We start from the raw sequence: 16,166 nt of genomic DNA, 5'->3' as shown, positions 1-16,166 counted from the left end.
TATTTTTTGATCGATCTGATAAAATCAATTCATTTTTTTGAGCAACAGAGTTGCGGTATCCTACAGATCAGGAAACACGCCAAAGGATCAGTCATGCTAGACAAAAGCCACAAACCCACCTGGACCAGTTTTGAAGAGGCGACCAAGGCCGACTGGGACGCCGTTTTGGAGTATGAGGAAGCGTATAATGCTGCCCTGCCCGACCGTATCCTCGACGCTATTCGGTCATTGGATGAAGAGTGGACACCCTACCCGGTGAACCGCTACCAGCATAGCCTGCAGGCTGCGACCCGTGCTTATGAGGACGGTGCGGACGAAGAACTGGTTGTCGCTGCCCTGATCCATGACACTGGGGATATCCTGTCGCCTTACAACCACGGCGAGCTGTCAGCGGCAATGATGAAGCCCTATGTCAGCGAGAAAACCTATTGGATTCTCAAGCATCACTGCGTGTTTCAGGGGTACTACTACAACCACCACCTTGGCGGTGACCGCAACGCTCGCGACAAGTACCGCGACAGCCCTTATTGGGAGGACTGCCGCTATTTCTGCCACGAATACGATCAGAAAGCGTTCGACCCGGACTATCCGACCAAACCGCTGGAGTTCTTCGAGCCCATGCTGCGCCGTGTATTGAACAAAGGCGAGGGCCACATGGAACTGAACGAAACCTCTGACGCTTAACAGGCAGCCATCAGGCGATAGACGATCTGCGCGGCGGTGAAGTCCCAGGCGGCATTGCCGTCCGGGGCCAGCTCGACCACGTCGAAGCCCACACATTTGCGGCCTTTCAGGGCATGTTCGACCAGACGCAGGGCCTGATAGTAGCCCAGCCCGCCGGGGACGGGTGTACCGGTGGCAGGCATTAGTGACGGGTCCAGGCCGTCGACGTCAAAACTGACATAGACCAGCTCGGGGAAATCTTCGGGCAGGTCGACCGCGTGGGTATTGCCGGTGACGAGCTCCTCGGCATCCACGTGAAAGACATGGTTTTTCAAACGGCTTTTGGCTTCTTCCGTTGAAAAGGCTCTGACGCCGAACTGAGCCAGACGGATGCCTTCCTCGGACAGCAAGTGCATGACCGAGGCGTGAGAGTGTTTCTCGCCCTGATAGGCGTTGCGCAGGTCGGCATGGGCGTCGATCTGGACGATACCGATGGGTTGGTTCAGGGCCCGTGATACGCCCAATACCGCGCCATAGCTGAGCGAGTGCTCTCCGCCCAAGATCACGGGCACTTTGCCTTCACGGGCGGCAGCTTCGGTGCGTTGGGCGAGGCGTTCCATGATGTCAGACAGGGCGGCGTCGCAATCCAGGGCCTCTTCGGTGAAAATGCCTTCCACGCAGGGCTCCGCGTGGCCGGTGATGCGTTCCAGCTCATTGCTGGCCTCAATAATCGCCTCCGGGCCCTTTGCAGTGCCTGATCCGTATGAAACGGTGCGCTCCAGCGGGACGGGGATGACGCGGAACCGGGCATCCTCAGTGCGTTCGGATGCGGTCAGTTCACTGTCGAGGAAAATGCTCATGAGAGTCTGTCCTTAAAGTCGTCATAGCCGAACTGTTTGATGATCTTCAAATCGTCCGTTTCGCTGTTCCAAAGCGCGATTGTTGGCAGGGGAACACCGTTGAACGTGTTGGTTTTGACCATCGAATAATGCGCCTGATCGAGGAACGCAAAACGCTGGCCTATTCCCAGTGGTTTTTCCCATGTGTAATCGCCGATCACGTCACCGGCCAGACAGGACGGGCCGCCAAGACGGTAGGTGTGTCCGGCCACGGCCTCATCCACCAGGGCGGGGCGATAAGGGGCCTCGATCACGTCAGGCATGTGGCATGTGGCCGAAATGTCAGTAATTGCGAGGTTCATGCCATTGGTCGGCAGGTCGAGGATTTCTCCGACCAGAATGCCCGCATCCAGTGCGACGGCCTCACCGGGTTCGAGGTAGACGTCTATGTCATAGGTCTCGCGGATGTTTTTGATGAAAGTCACCAGCCCGTCGCGGTCATAGTCGTCGCGGGTGATGTGATGCCCGCCTCCGAAGTTCAGCCATTTGAGCTGGCCGAGGAATGGTTTGAGTTTCGGCTCTACGGCGTCCCAAGTGCGTTGCAAAGGCTCGAACCCCTGTTCGCAGAGCGTATGCATGTGCAGGCCGTCAACACCGACTAAGGCATCGTCGGTCAGATGGCTTACCGGCGTCCCGAGACGTGAACACGGTGCGCAGGGATCGTATTTTGGAATCTCGCCCTCGGAATGTTCCGGGTTGATGCGCAGTCCGACTTGCACGTCCTCATCCTGAGCCTTCGCAAGAAACCGGTCCTTTTGCACCGGAGAGTTGAAGATGATGTGGTCCGACAGGGACAGGATTTCATCGATATCAGCGTCTTTGTATCCGGCGCAAAAGGTTGCGACCTCGCCACCGTATTCCTCACGGCCCAGGCGTGCTTCGTAGATACCGGACGCGCAGGTGCCGCCTAGGTGCTGGCGCACCAGCGGGGCGAGTGAGAACATCGAGAACGCTTTCAGAGCACTCAGAACATTCGCACCCGAGCGCGTACCAACATCCGCGAGGATGCGCAGATTGCGTTCAACAGCTTTTTCGTCGACCACGAAGCAAGGGGTGGGAACGCGATTGAGGTCGAAGTTGCGGAAAGCTCCGGCGTCACCGGCCTGCGTGGTCATCATGTCGGACATACCGGCGTCTCCGTTTTTGGAGAGGCCGGAGGGCGTTGCCCCCCGGACCCCCGAGGTATTTTAAATCAGATGAAGCTAAATCGGATCAGAATTCGACAGGGCCGTCGAGTTCATGGACCTGCCAAGGAAGGCCGTGATTGTTCAGCATGTCCATGAAGTCGTCCGGGTCGAGCTGTTCCATGTTCCACACGCCGGGCTCGCGCCAGTTGCCCTTCAGCAGCTGTGCTGCACCGATCATGGCGGGGACGCCGGTGGTGTAGCTGACCGCCTGCGATCCGACCTCGGCATAGCATTCCTCGTGGTCGCAGATGTTATAGATGTAATAGGTCTTCTCGCCCGAACCGTCTTTGGCCTGGCCTGTGGCGATGTCACCGATGCAGGCTTTGCCCTTGGTCTCTGCGCCCAGATCGCCGGGATCGGGCAGCAGGGTTTTCAGGAACTGGATCGGGATGATCTCCTTGCCGTCATGCATCACCGGGTCGATGCGGGTCATACCCACATTCTCCAGCACCTTGGCATGGGTGATGTAGGCGTCGCCGAAGGTCATCCAGAAGCGAGCGCGCTCGATCTCGGGGAAATGGGTCGAAAGTGACTCCAGTTCCTCGTGATACATCAGGTACATGTTCTTGGGGCCGATGGCGGGGAAGTCGTATTCGACTTTATGGGTCATGGCGGGCGAGTGTTTCCATTCGCCGTTTTCCCAGTAACGCACTTCGGCCAGCACTTCGCGCAGGTTGATCTCAGGGTTGAAGTTGGTGGCAAACTCCTGATCGTTGGACCCGCCATTGGCGTCCAGAACGTCGATCTGACGGATGGTATCCAGCTTGTGTTTCTTCAACCACTTGGCAAAGACGCTGGTCACACCCGGATCGAAGCCCGAGCCGAGGATGGCGGTCAGGCCCGCCTCTTTGAACCGCTCCTGATAGGCCCATTGCCAGTGATACTCGAACTTGGCCTCATCCTCGGGCTCATAGTTCGCGGTGTCGAGATAGTGTATACCGGCCTCGAGGCAGGCGTCCATCAGCACCAGATCCTGATAGGGCAGGGCGAGGTTTACAAGGATTTCAGCACCGGTTTCCTTGATCAGCTTAACCGTGTCTTCGACCTTGTAGGCGTCCAGCTCTGCGGTCGCGATATCAACGCCTACACGCTCTTTCACCGCTTTGGCGATGGCGTCGCATTTCGACTTGGTACGGCTGGCCAGGGTGATCTCGGTAAAGATGTCCGAATTCATCGCCATCTTGTGCACAGCGGCGTGCGATACGCCACCTGCGCCGACAACCAGTGTTTTGCCCATGGGGTGATCTCCTCTCACAGGGGGTTATTCGTAATAGGTGTAGCCGTTGATCGAGTCGCGATAAGCGCTCATCAGGGTTTTGCGGTCCTTGGCTTTAAGAGTACCGGTCGAGATCGCCTCGTCCACCATTTTGCGGAACGCGGCGACGCAATCATGCGGATCGAACTCGACATAAGACAGGACCTGGCTGATCGTGTCGCCTTCCTGTTCGTGTAGCAGGTCGAACCCGCCGTCGGGGCGCAGGTCGATGGTGACCACGTTGGTATCGCCGAACAGGTTGTGCAGATCGCCCAATGTTTCCTGATAGGCGCCGACAAAGAAGACGCCCATATAGTATTCGTCGTGTTCGGGCAGCGAATGCACCGGCAGACTGGGCGAAACGCCATCAGCCAGAATGAACCGGTCGATCTTGCCGTCGCTGTCACAAGTGATGTCGGACAGGACTGCGCGGCGGTCGGGTGCCTGGTTCAATCCTTGTAGCGGAACGATTGGGTGCAGCTGGTCGATGGCCCAGACATCGGGCAAGGATTGGAACAATGAAAAGTTGCAGTGGTAGATATCGGCCACTTTCTCAAGCTGGTCGTCCACGTCTGTGTCCAGATCATCACTGGCAGCAAGGGCTTTGACCCTAGCCATAAGAGACAGATAGATCCGTTCCGCCCGCGCCATCTGGCGCAGATCGACATAGCCGCGACGGAACAGCGCGCGCAGTTCGTTGCGGTAAAAGTTTGCGTCGTTCCAGCATTCTTGCAAACGTTCGGTGCTGAGATACCCGTTGATCGCGGCAAGGTCCGAGACCAGATGGTGATCGTCCGCTTCGACCTCGGGGCCATTCGGCGCGTCATACAATGTGCTTTCCAGCACGTTGAACACCAGCATCGACGATGTCGCCACCACGGCGCGCCCGCTTTCCGTCACCAGCGTCGGGTGGTCCACCTCGGCCTCGTCCATCGCATAGGCCACGGTTTCGACCACGTTTGCGCAATATTCCTCGACCGTGTAGTTGATCGAGTTCTCAGCGGCCTTCTTTTCACCGGTATAATCCACGCCCATACCGCCGCCGAGATCCAGATGGGTCAGCGGCACACCTTCGCGGGTCAGTTCGGTGTAATACCGGCAGGCCTCACCCACAGCACGGCGCACGTCGTTGACGTCCTGTACCTGAGAGCCCAGATGCGAATGCTGCAGCTTAAGGCAATGCAGCAGACCGGCCACTTTCAACTTGTCCACCGTGGCCACCAATTGATCGGTGTTCATGCCAAAGGCGGATCGGTCCCCCGAGCTTTCTTCCCACTTGCCGCTAATCTGGTTGGTCAACTTCACGCGCACGCCGATCAAGGGCTCGATACCCAGTTCGTTATACACCTCGATCACCGTGTCCGCCTCTTTCGGGCTTTCCAGAACGATGACAGTGTTGAACCCGATCTTGCGACTGAGGATCGCCAGCTGGATGAACTCGGCATCTTTTACACCGTTGCACACGATCAGTGCCTCGGGGGCCAGACGATGGGCTAATGCCAACACCAGTTCGGGTTTTGATCCGGCCTCAAGCCCATAGTTGTATTTTTTCCCGAATTCGACGATTCGGTCGACCACCTGCGCCTGCTGGTTCACCTTGATCGGGAAGACACCGCGATATGGACCCTTGTACCCCACACGCGCGATAGCCTCGCGGAAGCTTTCGTTCAGATGCGCGATCTCGTGTTCCAGATAAGAGGCAACACGCAAAACCATGGGGGCCTTGATGCCCCGGTCATCCAGATCGCTGAGAATACCCGGCAGGCTGATCGCCGCCGCCTCGGGCGCCATAGGGTTGCGCAGACCGATCTCGCCCTGATCCGTCACCTCGATGAGGCCTTTGCCCCATTTTTCAACTCCGTAGATGGAATGCGGTGCGTCGGGCGTCTGTTTCAATCAAGTCGGTCCTTAACTTAGGGTGCCAGTTTTGCGCCCGCCAATACGGCAGCAGTTTGATTCTTCCAAGTGTAAACTATGTGACGACGAAAACCGAGTTTTACGCAGGGCGGCGGACCGGGATCAGATGGTTGTCCCACTGGCACTTTGCACGGGTGCGGATCGCGGGGGAAGCGTCTGTCAACGCGCCAAACAGGCCGGTTCCGGTGGTAAAAACCAACCCGTCTGTCCCGGCGCCCAGGCCGCAGACATCCTCCAATACAAAGACCTTCGTAAAGCTCCCGCTGGCGACGTCGAACTGATGCAGTGCATTGCCGCGCGGGCAGGTGATGGCGATGGCCCCTCCGTCTGCCGAAAAGGCGACACTGCCCGCATAGCCCTGCAACGTGCTTTGATCCTTGTCGGGGGCTGACAGCAGACGCGGGTCTTCGCCCCGACGGTGCAGGCCCAGCAGAGGCGGATGTTCCGACGTGCTTCCCTGCCACTGCATGGCAAAACCCACCAGCCCGTCCTGCCGCACGGCCAGATGCCGGATTGAGTTCTTGTGCAGGTCGTGCGGCAACGAAACCTGATCCTGAACCGTGCCCGAAAGGCTCAGATAGGTCAGATTAGGGTCCATTACCGGCAGGTTCAGCTTGGTGCGTCCGGTTTCGGGATGCGTTTCGATCCCGCCATTGGCAATCACCAGCGTTTGCTCGTCGGGCATCAGGCGCATGTCATGCGGTCCGACGCCGCCCGAAGAAAACTCTCCTATCCTTGCAAAGTTCTGCGCGTCCCAGACGCTGATGACGCCGGTCCCGGCCTCATAGTCATTCTCGGTCGCGAAGAAAGTCGCACCATCCGCCGAGAACGTGCCATGGCCATAGAAATGGCGACCGTCAGGGGCAGTGAGTTGCGCAATCTGCGCGCCGGTGGCGCAGTCAACGACAACGGCAAATGTACCGGGGCGGCGGGCAAAGGCGACGGCCTGCGCTTTGAACGGGTGCGCTGCGGCGGCATGTCCACGAGCGGGCAAGGGCACCGAGAACAGGGTTTCGCCTTGTTCATCCAGCCCCGCCAGCCGGTATGAGCCATCAGAAAACAGCCCCGCCGCCAGAAAGTTTGGTGCACCAACTGAAGCCCATCCGCGGATTGGCGAGAGGGTGGCTGCGGCTAGACCGGCAAGGAAGTGGCGGCGCGACGGCATGGATCAATCCCCGTCCAGCGAATTAAAGCCCGCGCTGATCCCCAGTGTCGGGCCAAGCTCGGTTGAGGCAATGGCGCGGATGTCTTGTATAGATTGCTGCAAGGCTTCAATGCGGAACCGGGCTTGGGGATCTGTAACTCCGGCCAATGCCGGGTCGTCAATGGATTGGGCGTTCTCGATGGCGCGGGCAAAGGCAGCGTCCAGATCAGCGGCATTTTCGGGATGGTCAAAAGACAACCGTGCCGCCAGATCACGCAGGGCGATCAGCGACAGTTCCACATGCCGCAACGATCGCCCGGACCGACGTGCTTCGGCCCGGTTTGGGCGGGGGCGATCGAAGGTGCCCAAAGGGCGTCCCAACCGGGTATCGGCGGTGAACTCAAGACCAGTGGTCAGGGCTTTGAACAGCTCCTGCATCGCCTCATCCTGTGTTCGGTAGCGGCTGTCCTCTCCGGGCCGGGTCAGGCTTGGGGCATAGCTCTGCCAGTCTTCGGCCATCGCTTGCGCGCTGGCATCGATATCCGCCGTAATCGCCTGAACCAGTGCGCAGCGATATTCAGCTTTGCCCTGCTCTGCAATGACGGGGTCGAACAGCATCCGTTCGAGCGCAAAGAACCCACGCCCTGCGATGGACGTTTCGGAGTAAGCCTCAGGGCTTTGCACGGCGTCATCCTCAATCGCGATATGCTGGGAAAGGGCCTTAGAGGTGAACCCTTTCGTGTCGGGCCAAAAAGCCATGGCAAAAGCGCGATCATCGACCTCGGTCGGCCCAAACCGCAGATGGCTGGCGGAAATCCAGCTGTCAAAAGCGTCATCATATGCTGCACGCAACGCAGGCGAGGTCGGGGTGCAATCCACCAGCGCCGCGCTGACCAGCGCTCCGGTCGTTTCCGGCAGCTTTGCGAACCGGGGCAGGATATGCGTCTCAGCCACATCCATCAGGATCGGCGCACGATCTTGTGCCAGTGAAGCGACGGGCATTATCAACGCGGCGATTAGGGGCAGGTAACGCATGGGTCAAAGGCTCTCCAGAAAACGGATCAGGGCGTCGCGGTCCGTCTTTGGCAGCGACACAACGGTGTCCCGCGCAGCCTGTGCCTCACCGCCATGCCACAGGATCGCCTCTAGCAGATTGCGCGCCCGTCCGTCATGCAGGAATTGTGTGTGGCCCGATACACGCTCTGTCAGACCAATACCCCACAAGGGCGGTGTGCGCCATTCACGGCCCGTCGCGCGGGCCTCGGGGCGATTGTCGGCCAAACCGTCGCCCATGTCGTGAAGCAGCAGGTCGGTATAGGGCCAAATCAGCTGGAAACTGTGTTCGGGGCGATCTTCCATGCGGTGGGTGACATGTGACGGCGTATGGCAGGATGCGCAGCCGGTCGTGTGAAACACCTCTTTCCCGCGCAGCACCTCGGGATCGTCCACATTACGGCGACCGGGCACACCCAGATTGCGGCTGTAGAAATCAACCAGATCCATGCCCTGCTGATCGATCTCGAACCCGCGCACGTCATTGTCGCCATGCGGGGCCTCAACGCAGTTCACCTGCAAATCGGTGCAATCGCCGTGCGAAGCCGGATAGAGCGGGTTGGAAATGCCGATATCCCCGGCAAAGGCCGCAGCCGATTGTTCCATAATCGTCGGCATCCCGGCCTTGTACCCAAACCGGCCCATCATCGGCGCGCCGTATTCCACGGACCAGACGATGTTTGGACGGCCCGAAATGCCATCCCCATCCGCATCGTCAGGATCTGCTTTGACCAACAGATCCTCGACCGGGATCGCCTCTAGCAGGCCAAGCCCGATCATCTGAGGCGCGACCCGTGGGCTGAGCATTGCGTCCGGGTGCAGCGGGCCGTAGCCCAGATCGGCCGCCTGATAGGTCGGACTCCGCAACGTTGCGGTTTCGCCATCTGACAACTCTATCTGGATTTCCTCGTGCGAAATATCCAGTCGATATTCTGCCTGATGCCCTGTCAGTGCAAAATCCTGCATCTGTCCGCCATAATTGGGCTCGTGCAGGGTGGCGATGTAATCTGCGATCTCGGCATAGCCATCTTCCGGCGTGCCGGGAATCGAGACCCGAAGGAACATCGAAATCGCGTTGTCATCGTGCCCGTTCGGCGTATGCCCGCGCCCGTCCTTGATATGGCAACGCTGGCACGAGCGTGCGTTATAAAGCGGCCCCAATCCGTCAGAGGCCAGCGTTGATGACGGGGACGAGACCCAGATTTTCTTGAACAGCCCGTTGCCGACCTTGAAATCCAGCTCCTGATCGAAACTCAGATTGCCCGAGGGTTGCGAAAACGCATCGGCGTCATTGCGCACCCGGACTGTCGCGGCCCCGGCAGAGAGGTCTTCGAACGACTGCGGCGCGCTGAAATACTGCGGTGGCGCCGTCACAACGGCAATTCGAGCGCGCTCATCATCGGTGCGGGGGGTGATGTTCAAATGCAGATCCTGTAGCTCGGCTGACAGGGAAGGGGTGGCCGCAAGGGCGGCCACCGACAGGGCAAAAAGGCTACTCGCCTTCGTCCATTTTCGATGCGTTAAGTTGCGCATAATTGGCTTCGCCGATCCTTTCGTACAGGTCGAGCTGCGTTTCGAGGAAGTCGATATGCCCCTCTTCATCGGACATCAATTGCTCGAACAGCGACATTGAGACATAGTCGCCGGCCTCCCGACAATATTCGCGCGCTTCCTTGTACAAGGCCCTTGCATCGATCTCGGCCGCAAGGTCGCATTCCAGCGTTTCCTTGGGCGTCTGCCCGATCCGCAGCGGGTCCAGTTTCTGAAGGTTGGGGTGACCTTCCAAAAAGATGATCCGTTCGATCAGCTTGTCCGCGTGGCCCATCTCTTCGATGCTTTCCTCACGGCTTTTCTTGGCCATGTGGCCAAGGCCCCAGTCTTCCTGCAACCGGTAGTGCAACCAGTACTGACTGACTGCAGTCAGTTCATGCCGCAGAGATTTGTTGAGATATTCGATGACCTTTGGATCGCCCTTCATCTGCTTTCTCCTGTGATGCTCCGGCGCGTAAGGCGCGGAGCTGCATCGGTACTTCCAGATTATCGCTTGCCCGCATTGTGTCTAGGAAAAGAGGCATACACCCGCCACAATCCGCCGACTTTCCAAGAGCATGGTAGATTTTGCCGGGGGTGATGATTGTCCGCGGATCCGCTGTGCGCATCCAGTCGATGGCCGCGCGGATGTCGTGATCTGATATGTTTGTGCAGTGGCAGACAATCATTGTTGTTGGCTCTGTCTCGCGCCCCGATAGGCGATCAGGAGGGTTTGAAGGGACCGGAGAGTCGCTCTCCCCGGCCCGGTCGGAGATTACTGGAAGACGGCGTTGGGGTTATCCAGGCTGTCCGAACCTTCGAACGCGATCCCGTCCAGTTCCAGCGCTGACACGATGCGTTCGATTGTCTTGGTCTGATCCACCAGACCTTTGACACCACCCATGATCAGGGCCTCGCCACCTTCGTTGCCACGCTCCAGCATCTGGTCATAAGCAAAACCTGCCTCGGCGGTCGATTTGATGTTGCCCAGGGCCTGCATGGTGGCGCCCAGCTTCGCTTTCATCTCGGCATCCAGCGCCGGATCGGTCGCGATAACCAGATCGGCTAGCGATGCGCCCGAAACCGGAGTGCCATCGATGCGGGTATAGCTGCCCAGATAGACGTTCTGGATGCCCAGACCGTCATAGTAATGGCTGTTATGGGTGTTGTCCGAGAAGCAGTCATGCTCTTCCTCGGGGTCATTCAGCATCAGGCCCAGACGCATCCGTTCACCGGCCTGCTCACCATAAGACAGTGACCCCATGCCGGTCAGGATCGCACTGACACCTGCTGCTTCGTTCTCCATCAGTGCTGTGCGGGCCGCACCGCCTTCTTTCCACTGCTCCGCCATCCAGGCCAGATCGCTAACCAGCAGTTCGGTGGCGGCACTCAGATATTGACCGCGACGGTCACAATGGCCGCCAGTACAGTCGTCACCCGGCGCATAATCGGTGGCCGGTCGGTTGCCTGCGCCTGCGTCGTGGCCGTTCATGTCCTGACCCCACAGCAGGAACTCAATCGCGTGATAGCCGGTCGCCACGTTGGCTTCGATGCCATCGGCCTCGTGCAGCGTGTCGCTCAGCAGCTCGGGAGTAATTTCGCTGGCGTCGATGGTCTCACCTGACAGCTCGAAGCTGGGGTTGGCGATGACGTTTAAAACGGCGAATTCGTTTTCGTCAGTGGCGCCGCCATAGGCGGCATGCACATAATCAATCAGTCCTTCGTCCAGCGGCCAGGCATTCACTTTTCCTTCCCAGTCATCAACGATGGCATTGCCGAAACGGTAAACCTCGGTCTGCTGATAGGGCACGCGCGCCGCGATCCAGGCTGCTCGGGCTGCGTTCAGCGTGGCGTCTGTCGGATCAGCGATCAGTGTATTGACTGCTGCTTGCAAACGTTGCGCTGCAATCAGGCTGTCTTCAAATTTGGCCTCGGCAATATTGGTATATGTGTCCAGAACGTTGGCCTTCGACGGGACATCTTTGGCAAATGCGGTGGTTGTTGCGCAAAGAGCCAGAGTGCTGGCCGCTGCAAAAAACTTGGTCATGGAAGGTGGTACTTTCCTGTCTGATCGTGCGGGAATGTCCCGCTTTTGTTGTGGCGAAATATCTGAGTGAAAAAGTCGACAATGTCAACCTGAGTTTTATTGTCAGGTTAAGGGTGAAGCAAAGCGCGGCCGACCTCCCCATATCTGGCGGGGTCGAAACAGGTTGTTGAGATTGCGCGGCAGTTGATTCGCGCTAGAATCAACAACGTGATTCTGTTTGTGGTGTTCGGTTAATGAAGTGTGCAGTTTTGGCCATGTCCCTGTTTCCTGCAGTTCTTGCGGCGCAAGCGACGCAGATTGTTACGCCTCATAACCATGGTTCGGGCCAGTTGGATTTCGTGCTGTCTGAAACCGGGTTTTCTCTGACGCTCAAGGTCCCGAGCATGGATATCGTAGGGTTTGAGGCTCCGGCCGCCAGCGATGACGAGCGCACGCAAGTTGCTATTGCGATTTCCGAGCTGTCCAAGCCCTTGAACCTGTTCGTCGTGCCGTCCGAAGCGATGTGCTTCACCACGTCCGCCAATGTGATTCTAACTCATGAGATAACAGATCAAGGCACAGCGGGTGATGCCTCCAAAGGCGTGTCTGACGAAAGTCACGCAGAGTTTCAGGCGGACTATGTCATTCAGTGTCAGGACATCCGTGCGGTGAACAGCTTGGATCTTGCCTATTTCGAGCGTTTCAGCGGAACGGAAAAGCTGACTGTTCGCATTGCATCCAATGGGACAACACAATTCCATGAGACCACGCGCGCCACACCTCGTTTATCCTTACCGTAAACGTAAAGACCGCCGCTCCCGGTATCGAAGTGTTTCAATGGTCAGGAAGCGAGGCATTTTCGTAGATGATCGAGTGCAGAGACAGAAGTACCTCGGAGTTGCGGGTCACGATCATCGCTTGGTGAAACCCTCAGTCATATCGCGCGTGTAGGTTTCGCAATTTATCGTTTTCCTAAGGTGGATGACTGCGCATACCTGTCAAAGACGATGGTGACATGGTCGCGCCAATCTCTGATCTGGAAGAAACGGTGGGGATACGGATTGCAGATGGACAGCGAAGTACCCTTGCAAACCGCAACAATAAAGCATGCGGACGGGATAAGCACCGTGATCCGCGATGCCATCAAGCAGATCAATGCTAAAGATTATCCGCCATCTGAAGTTGATCGTTTGAGGCTGAATTTCCGAGCGACAAAGTCTTGGAGCTAATGGGCAAAAGGCAGACCTTGGTGGCAATGGCGGATGGCATTGTTTTTGGGACTGGAGCGCTCTAAGGCTCCGAAGTGAAATTGGTTTTCGTTTCTCCAGATTAGAAGGGTAAAGGCATTGGCACTGCTTTGATGAAAGAGCTGGAAGAGCATGCTGTTTGTTTCGTTCACGCCGTTCAGTAAATCAAATTGAGCATCAGCAAGGAAACCACCAAGAACAGAACTGTCATGACGCCTCCGGATCGCACAAAGTCCATTACCTTATAACCCGCCGGCCCCATAACGAGCGCATTTACCTGATGGGTCGGGATGATGAAGCTGTTCGAGGTCGAGATTGCCACTGTTAGCGCAAAGGCGGCTGGGTTTCCGCCTGCGGCTACGGCAATTGAAACGGCAAGCGGCACGAGCAGTACAGTGGCCCCGACATTTGACATAACCAGTGAAAACGCAGTGGCCAATATCGCGACACCGGCTTGAAGCGCCCAAATCGGCCAACCGTTCAAAATGAACATGATTTGCTGGGCGATCCAAGCTGCAGTGCCGGTGTTTTGTACTGCTTGTCCGAGAGGTATGAGGCATGCCAGCAGAAACACTGTGTTCCATCCGACCGCTCGATACGCCTCATCGACACTGAGTACACGCGTGAGCATCATTCCGGCTGCGCCTGTCAAAAGGCAAAGGGACAAGCGAACGTCGGTGAACAGTATCAGCGCCAACGAAATAGCGAAAAAGGCTAAAGCCCACCCGACCTTCTGAGGCCGTAATTCATCTTGTGGAAAATCCGTTGTAACGACCACAAAGTCAGGATCGCGTTTGATCCGCATCAGGTTGTCCCACCTTGTATGTGCAACAAGCATGTCACCCGCGTGAAATTCTTCGAGCCCGATTTGAGTGGACTGGTGCGTTTCAGTCTCGACATGGCTGAGCGTTTCTTCACCGCGATGAATAGCAAGCAGCGACATGCCGTATGTCTTGCGAAACAAAAGCTCGCGGGGGCATTTACCGATCAGCTTGCTGTCAGGTGTCACGACGACTTCGGCTATTCCGGCATTGGTTGGTGCAAACTCTTCTACGAAGATATCCAGTTCAGGAAGAACAGTCAGACCGAATTTCTCTGCAAACTGTTCGGCAACCAAGCGATTTCCTATGATGGCAAGCCTGCAAGGAGCAGCAATCTCGGCTGTCAGGACCTGTACCATAGACGTTTTTCCGCGATAAAACGTGGATATAATGTAGAGATGGTTTTCGTGGTTTATGTCAGCCAGAATCTGCCCAACCAGTGGGCTTTTTTTTGGCACGATCACCTCGAAAACATCCGCCTGCAACCCGTAAACCCGTCGCAGGTATTCCTGCGTACCTTGCCCTGTGCCAAGATTGTCAGACCCGGTATCTCGAGGCAGAACCCAGCGCCCAAGTAGAAGAAAATACCCGATCCCGGTTAGGATCAAAACCGCACCGATTGGCGTCACCGAGAACAGACCGAAAGGTTCAATTTTCTGACCTTCAGGCAGCCCTTCGTTTGCAGTTTGGACCAGGTCATTCAGCAAGATCAGCGGAGATGAGCCGACCATAGTCATCGTGCCGCCGAGAATGGCGCAAAATCCCATGGGCATCAGTAGGCGGGACAGGGGAATTCCAGATCTTGAGGAAATGCGGCTGACGACCGGCAGAAACAATGCAGCTGCCCCGACATTTTGCATGAATGATGAAATAACCCCGACCGTCCCTGAAACGATCGGCAACACCCGGTTTTCGGCCGTGCCACCATATTTGAGAATAACCGCAGCAACTTTGTTCATGATGCCAGTTTTGTCCAAACCGGCACCGACGATCATGACAGCGATGATAGAAATAACGGCATTCGACGCGAACCCATCGAATAGGTGCGTGACATCTGCCAGGTTCTCAAGCCCCGGTGCGTAGCTGAGAAGGCCAACGAGGACCAGAACCAATATGGCGGAGAGGTCAATTCTGACAATTTCTGAAACGAATAGAAAGACGGTGAAGGCCAACAAAGCGCAAACCACTCCCATCTCAAACGTAAAGGTAACTTGTTCCACGGAGTTCACCGAGACTTTGTTTTATGTTTAAAGTAAACACTTAGACTATCGCGCTTACCCTGTCATGATGTTTCGATTTTCATTGAGACAGCGCAACAAAGTTTCAAGGCATGTCAAGCAAAGACTCTGCCGTAAAGTTGTTATCGACCTCAAAATTGACGGCGCAATTTCAAAGAAATGCAATCCGACGCCTGTGCCGCGCGAAACTTGATTTACGTGAATTGAACGCGGATTTGTCTCTCCAACCGGGTGTGATTTCACTGTTTACAACGACCCGCTAGGCTCATCTTTAGACGCCTCCATTCAGGTAGTTGGCTAACCCACAATAGCACATCGAGAACAGTGGGGGCGTCTACACCTTCTGAACCGTTTAAATCTTTCACGCATTGATATCGGACACGGTAAAGCTGTCTTTGATTAGTCATTTGCGAACGCCTGCTTTTCCCGCTCAGCCGACCTTGATGCGGTCAGAACCGACTCTATGACCTATTGAAACCGTCAGATGACCGGTCTGAGCCCGATCAAGACATTCAAATCGATGTCTCGTCGGCGTCTGATAGGCCATTTGCTGTTGTTCGGAGTGCAGCAGGCTCATATTTACGGGCAAACAAGCCCGGACGAATACCCAAGCGATGCACGAGATTAATTTCACCCGATTGCCCGAGATCGATCCATCCGAGATCGTTGCGCACATGTCCGACCCGCGTGTGGCGGAACACATGCCTTTGCTGAATTTCGAATGGGATCAGGCCGCTGTCGCCAAGTTTGTCGCGACCAAAGAGGCGTGCTGGAACCGCGATGGGCTTGGCCATTGGGCTATATTGTCTAACGACAAGTATGTTGGTTGGGGTGGTTTTCAGAAAGAGGGGGACGAATGGGATTTCGGGTTGGTTCTCAAGCCGCGCTCATTCGGACTTGGTGCGCGCATTTCAAGAAAAGCGATCGACTTCGCCATTGCCGACAAGCGCATTCCATTCGTGACGTTTCTGCTGCCTCCGTCGCGCAAGAATCTTAGTGCGCTCGACCGACTTGGCGCGGTTTTTGTTGGTGAGCAGGAATATGATGGGGAGACCTTCCTCAAGTTTCTCCTGGAAACCGAATGACGGCTAAGTCCGCATAGCCGCTGTCTAAGACTACAAAGTGCTGCCCTTTGAGCCAAGTCCGCTTCCTGTGCATTGCCGCAGTCACTGAGGCCCAGTGCTGC

General features: G+C 56.7%; 15 protein-coding genes. 4 read left to right on the top strand and 11 right to left on the bottom strand.

The window, feature by feature from the left end:
- Nucleotides 1-93 precede the first annotated feature (93 nt).
- Nucleotides 94-684, top strand: coding sequence for an HD domain-containing protein (locus tag AC2FLD_RS11135; RefSeq protein ID WP_050604869.1), 591 nt, complete (start codon nucleotides 94-96; stop codon nucleotides 682-684).
- On the opposite strand, the gene speB is transcribed toward AC2FLD_RS11135, so the two are convergent.
- From speB to AC2FLD_RS11085, 10 genes are all read right to left on the bottom strand, one after another.
- Nucleotides 681-1,523, bottom strand: coding sequence for an agmatinase (gene speB / locus AC2FLD_RS11130; RefSeq protein ID WP_496669569.1), 843 nt, complete (start codon nucleotides 1,521-1,523; stop codon nucleotides 681-683). The two genes, AC2FLD_RS11135 and speB, sit on opposite strands and share 4 nt — an antisense overlap.
- Nucleotides 1,520-2,689: a carboxynorspermidine decarboxylase gene (gene nspC / locus AC2FLD_RS11125; RefSeq protein WP_496669572.1), complete on the bottom strand. Its 1,170-nt coding sequence runs from the start codon at nucleotides 2,687-2,689 to the stop codon at nucleotides 1,520-1,522. Before nspC ends, speB begins: the two co-directional genes overlap by 4 nt.
- 85 nt (nucleotides 2,690-2,774) lie before the next feature.
- Nucleotides 2,775-3,986: a saccharopine dehydrogenase family protein gene (locus tag AC2FLD_RS11120; RefSeq protein WP_496669574.1), complete on the bottom strand. Its 1,212-nt coding sequence runs from the start codon at nucleotides 3,984-3,986 to the stop codon at nucleotides 2,775-2,777.
- Between the two features lie 24 nt (nucleotides 3,987-4,010).
- Nucleotides 4,011-5,900 (bottom strand): biosynthetic arginine decarboxylase, encoded by a 1,890-nt coding sequence (gene speA / locus AC2FLD_RS11115; protein WP_496669576.1) that lies wholly within the window; start codon nucleotides 5,898-5,900, stop codon nucleotides 4,011-4,013.
- 100 nt (nucleotides 5,901-6,000) lie between these two features.
- Nucleotides 6,001-7,086 (bottom strand): DUF1513 domain-containing protein, encoded by a 1,086-nt coding sequence (locus AC2FLD_RS11110; protein WP_496669578.1) that lies wholly within the window; start codon nucleotides 7,084-7,086, stop codon nucleotides 6,001-6,003.
- 3 nt (nucleotides 7,087-7,089) lie between these two features.
- On the bottom strand, nucleotides 7,090-8,100 hold the full coding sequence (locus AC2FLD_RS11105; protein WP_496669580.1) for an imelysin family protein: 1,011 nt from the start codon (nucleotides 8,098-8,100) through the stop codon (nucleotides 7,090-7,092).
- Nucleotides 8,101-8,103: 3 nt separating this feature from the next.
- Complete coding sequence (locus AC2FLD_RS11100; protein WP_496669582.1) at nucleotides 8,104-9,651, bottom strand: di-heme oxidoreductase family protein; 1,548 nt, start codon at nucleotides 9,649-9,651, stop codon at nucleotides 8,104-8,106.
- Entirely contained in the window at nucleotides 9,611-10,096 is a 486-nt protein-coding gene (bfr, locus tag AC2FLD_RS11095; protein ID WP_050604713.1) for a bacterioferritin, read from the bottom strand. Before bfr ends, AC2FLD_RS11100 begins: the two co-directional genes overlap by 41 nt.
- Entirely contained in the window at nucleotides 10,044-10,337 is a 294-nt protein-coding gene (locus AC2FLD_RS11090; RefSeq protein ID WP_496669584.1) for a (2Fe-2S)-binding protein, read from the bottom strand. The genes bfr and AC2FLD_RS11090 overlap by 53 nt, the downstream gene beginning before the upstream one ends.
- An 86-nt stretch (nucleotides 10,338-10,423) precedes the next feature.
- Nucleotides 10,424-11,695, bottom strand: a complete 1,272-nt coding sequence (locus AC2FLD_RS11085; RefSeq protein WP_496669586.1) for an imelysin family protein — start codon at nucleotides 11,693-11,695, stop codon at nucleotides 10,424-10,426.
- A 254-nt stretch (nucleotides 11,696-11,949) separates the two neighbouring features.
- On the opposite strand from AC2FLD_RS11085, the gene AC2FLD_RS11080 reads away from it, so the two are divergent.
- Together AC2FLD_RS11080 and AC2FLD_RS11075 are read left to right on the top strand one after the other, a co-directional pair.
- Nucleotides 11,950-12,474 (top strand): ZrgA family zinc uptake protein, encoded by a 525-nt coding sequence (locus tag AC2FLD_RS11080; protein ID WP_496669587.1) that lies wholly within the window; start codon nucleotides 11,950-11,952, stop codon nucleotides 12,472-12,474.
- Nucleotides 12,475-12,741: 267 nt separating this feature from the next.
- On the top strand, nucleotides 12,742-12,903 hold the full coding sequence (locus AC2FLD_RS11075; RefSeq protein WP_496803719.1) for a hypothetical protein: 162 nt from the start codon (nucleotides 12,742-12,744) through the stop codon (nucleotides 12,901-12,903).
- A gap of 175 nt (nucleotides 12,904-13,078) precedes the next feature.
- On the opposite strand, the gene AC2FLD_RS11070 is transcribed toward AC2FLD_RS11075, so the two are convergent.
- Nucleotides 13,079-14,962 carry an SLC13 family permease gene (locus tag AC2FLD_RS11070; protein WP_496669588.1) on the bottom strand — a complete coding sequence of 628 codons (1,884 nt, stop codon included), beginning with the start codon at nucleotides 14,960-14,962 and terminating at the stop codon, nucleotides 13,079-13,081.
- Between the two features lie 632 nt (nucleotides 14,963-15,594).
- On the opposite strand from AC2FLD_RS11070, the gene AC2FLD_RS11065 reads away from it, so the two are divergent.
- Nucleotides 15,595-16,065 carry a GNAT family N-acetyltransferase gene (locus AC2FLD_RS11065; RefSeq protein WP_496669589.1) on the top strand — a complete coding sequence of 157 codons (471 nt, stop codon included), beginning with the start codon at nucleotides 15,595-15,597 and terminating at the stop codon, nucleotides 16,063-16,065.
- The last annotated feature ends 101 nt before the right edge of the window (nucleotides 16,066-16,166 follow it).

The sequence above is a fragment of the Ruegeria sp. CDSA021 genome (assembly GCF_059612325.1).
This window is presented reverse-complemented; position numbering and strand designations above follow the sequence as displayed.

What these genes read in the sequence shown, in the direction of transcription:
- AC2FLD_RS11085 (WP_496669586.1), bottom strand. Translation starts at nt 11,695, where the DNA reads ATGACCAAGTTTTTTGCAGCGGCCAGCACTCTGGCTCTTTGCGCAACA.
- AC2FLD_RS11105 (WP_496669580.1), bottom strand. Translation starts at nt 8,100, where the DNA reads ATGCGTTACCTGCCCCTAATCGCCGCGTTGATAATGCCCGTCGCTTCA.
- AC2FLD_RS11100 (WP_496669582.1), bottom strand. Translation starts at nt 9,651, where the DNA reads ATGCGCAACTTAACGCATCGAAAATGGACGAAGGCGAGTAGCCTTTTT.
- speB (WP_496669569.1), bottom strand. Translation starts at nt 1,523, where the DNA reads ATGAGCATTTTCCTCGACAGTGAACTGACCGCATCCGAACGCACTGAG.
- AC2FLD_RS11120 (WP_496669574.1), bottom strand. Translation starts at nt 3,986, where the DNA reads ATGGGCAAAACACTGGTTGTCGGCGCAGGTGGCGTATCGCACGCCGCT.
- nspC (WP_496669572.1), bottom strand. Translation starts at nt 2,689, where the DNA reads ATGTCCGACATGATGACCACGCAGGCCGGTGACGCCGGAGCTTTCCGC.
- AC2FLD_RS11135 (WP_050604869.1), top strand. Translation starts at nt 94, where the DNA reads ATGCTAGACAAAAGCCACAAACCCACCTGGACCAGTTTTGAAGAGGCG.
- AC2FLD_RS11090 (WP_496669584.1), bottom strand. Translation starts at nt 10,337, where the DNA reads ATGATTGTCTGCCACTGCACAAACATATCAGATCACGACATCCGCGCG.
- AC2FLD_RS11075 (WP_496803719.1), top strand. Translation starts at nt 12,742, where the DNA reads ATGGACAGCGAAGTACCCTTGCAAACCGCAACAATAAAGCATGCGGAC.
- AC2FLD_RS11065 (WP_496669589.1), top strand. Translation starts at nt 15,595, where the DNA reads ATGCACGAGATTAATTTCACCCGATTGCCCGAGATCGATCCATCCGAG.
- bfr (WP_050604713.1), bottom strand. Translation starts at nt 10,096, where the DNA reads ATGAAGGGCGATCCAAAGGTCATCGAATATCTCAACAAATCTCTGCGG.
- AC2FLD_RS11080 (WP_496669587.1), top strand. Translation starts at nt 11,950, where the DNA reads ATGTCCCTGTTTCCTGCAGTTCTTGCGGCGCAAGCGACGCAGATTGTT.
- AC2FLD_RS11110 (WP_496669578.1), bottom strand. Translation starts at nt 7,086, where the DNA reads ATGCCGTCGCGCCGCCACTTCCTTGCCGGTCTAGCCGCAGCCACCCTC.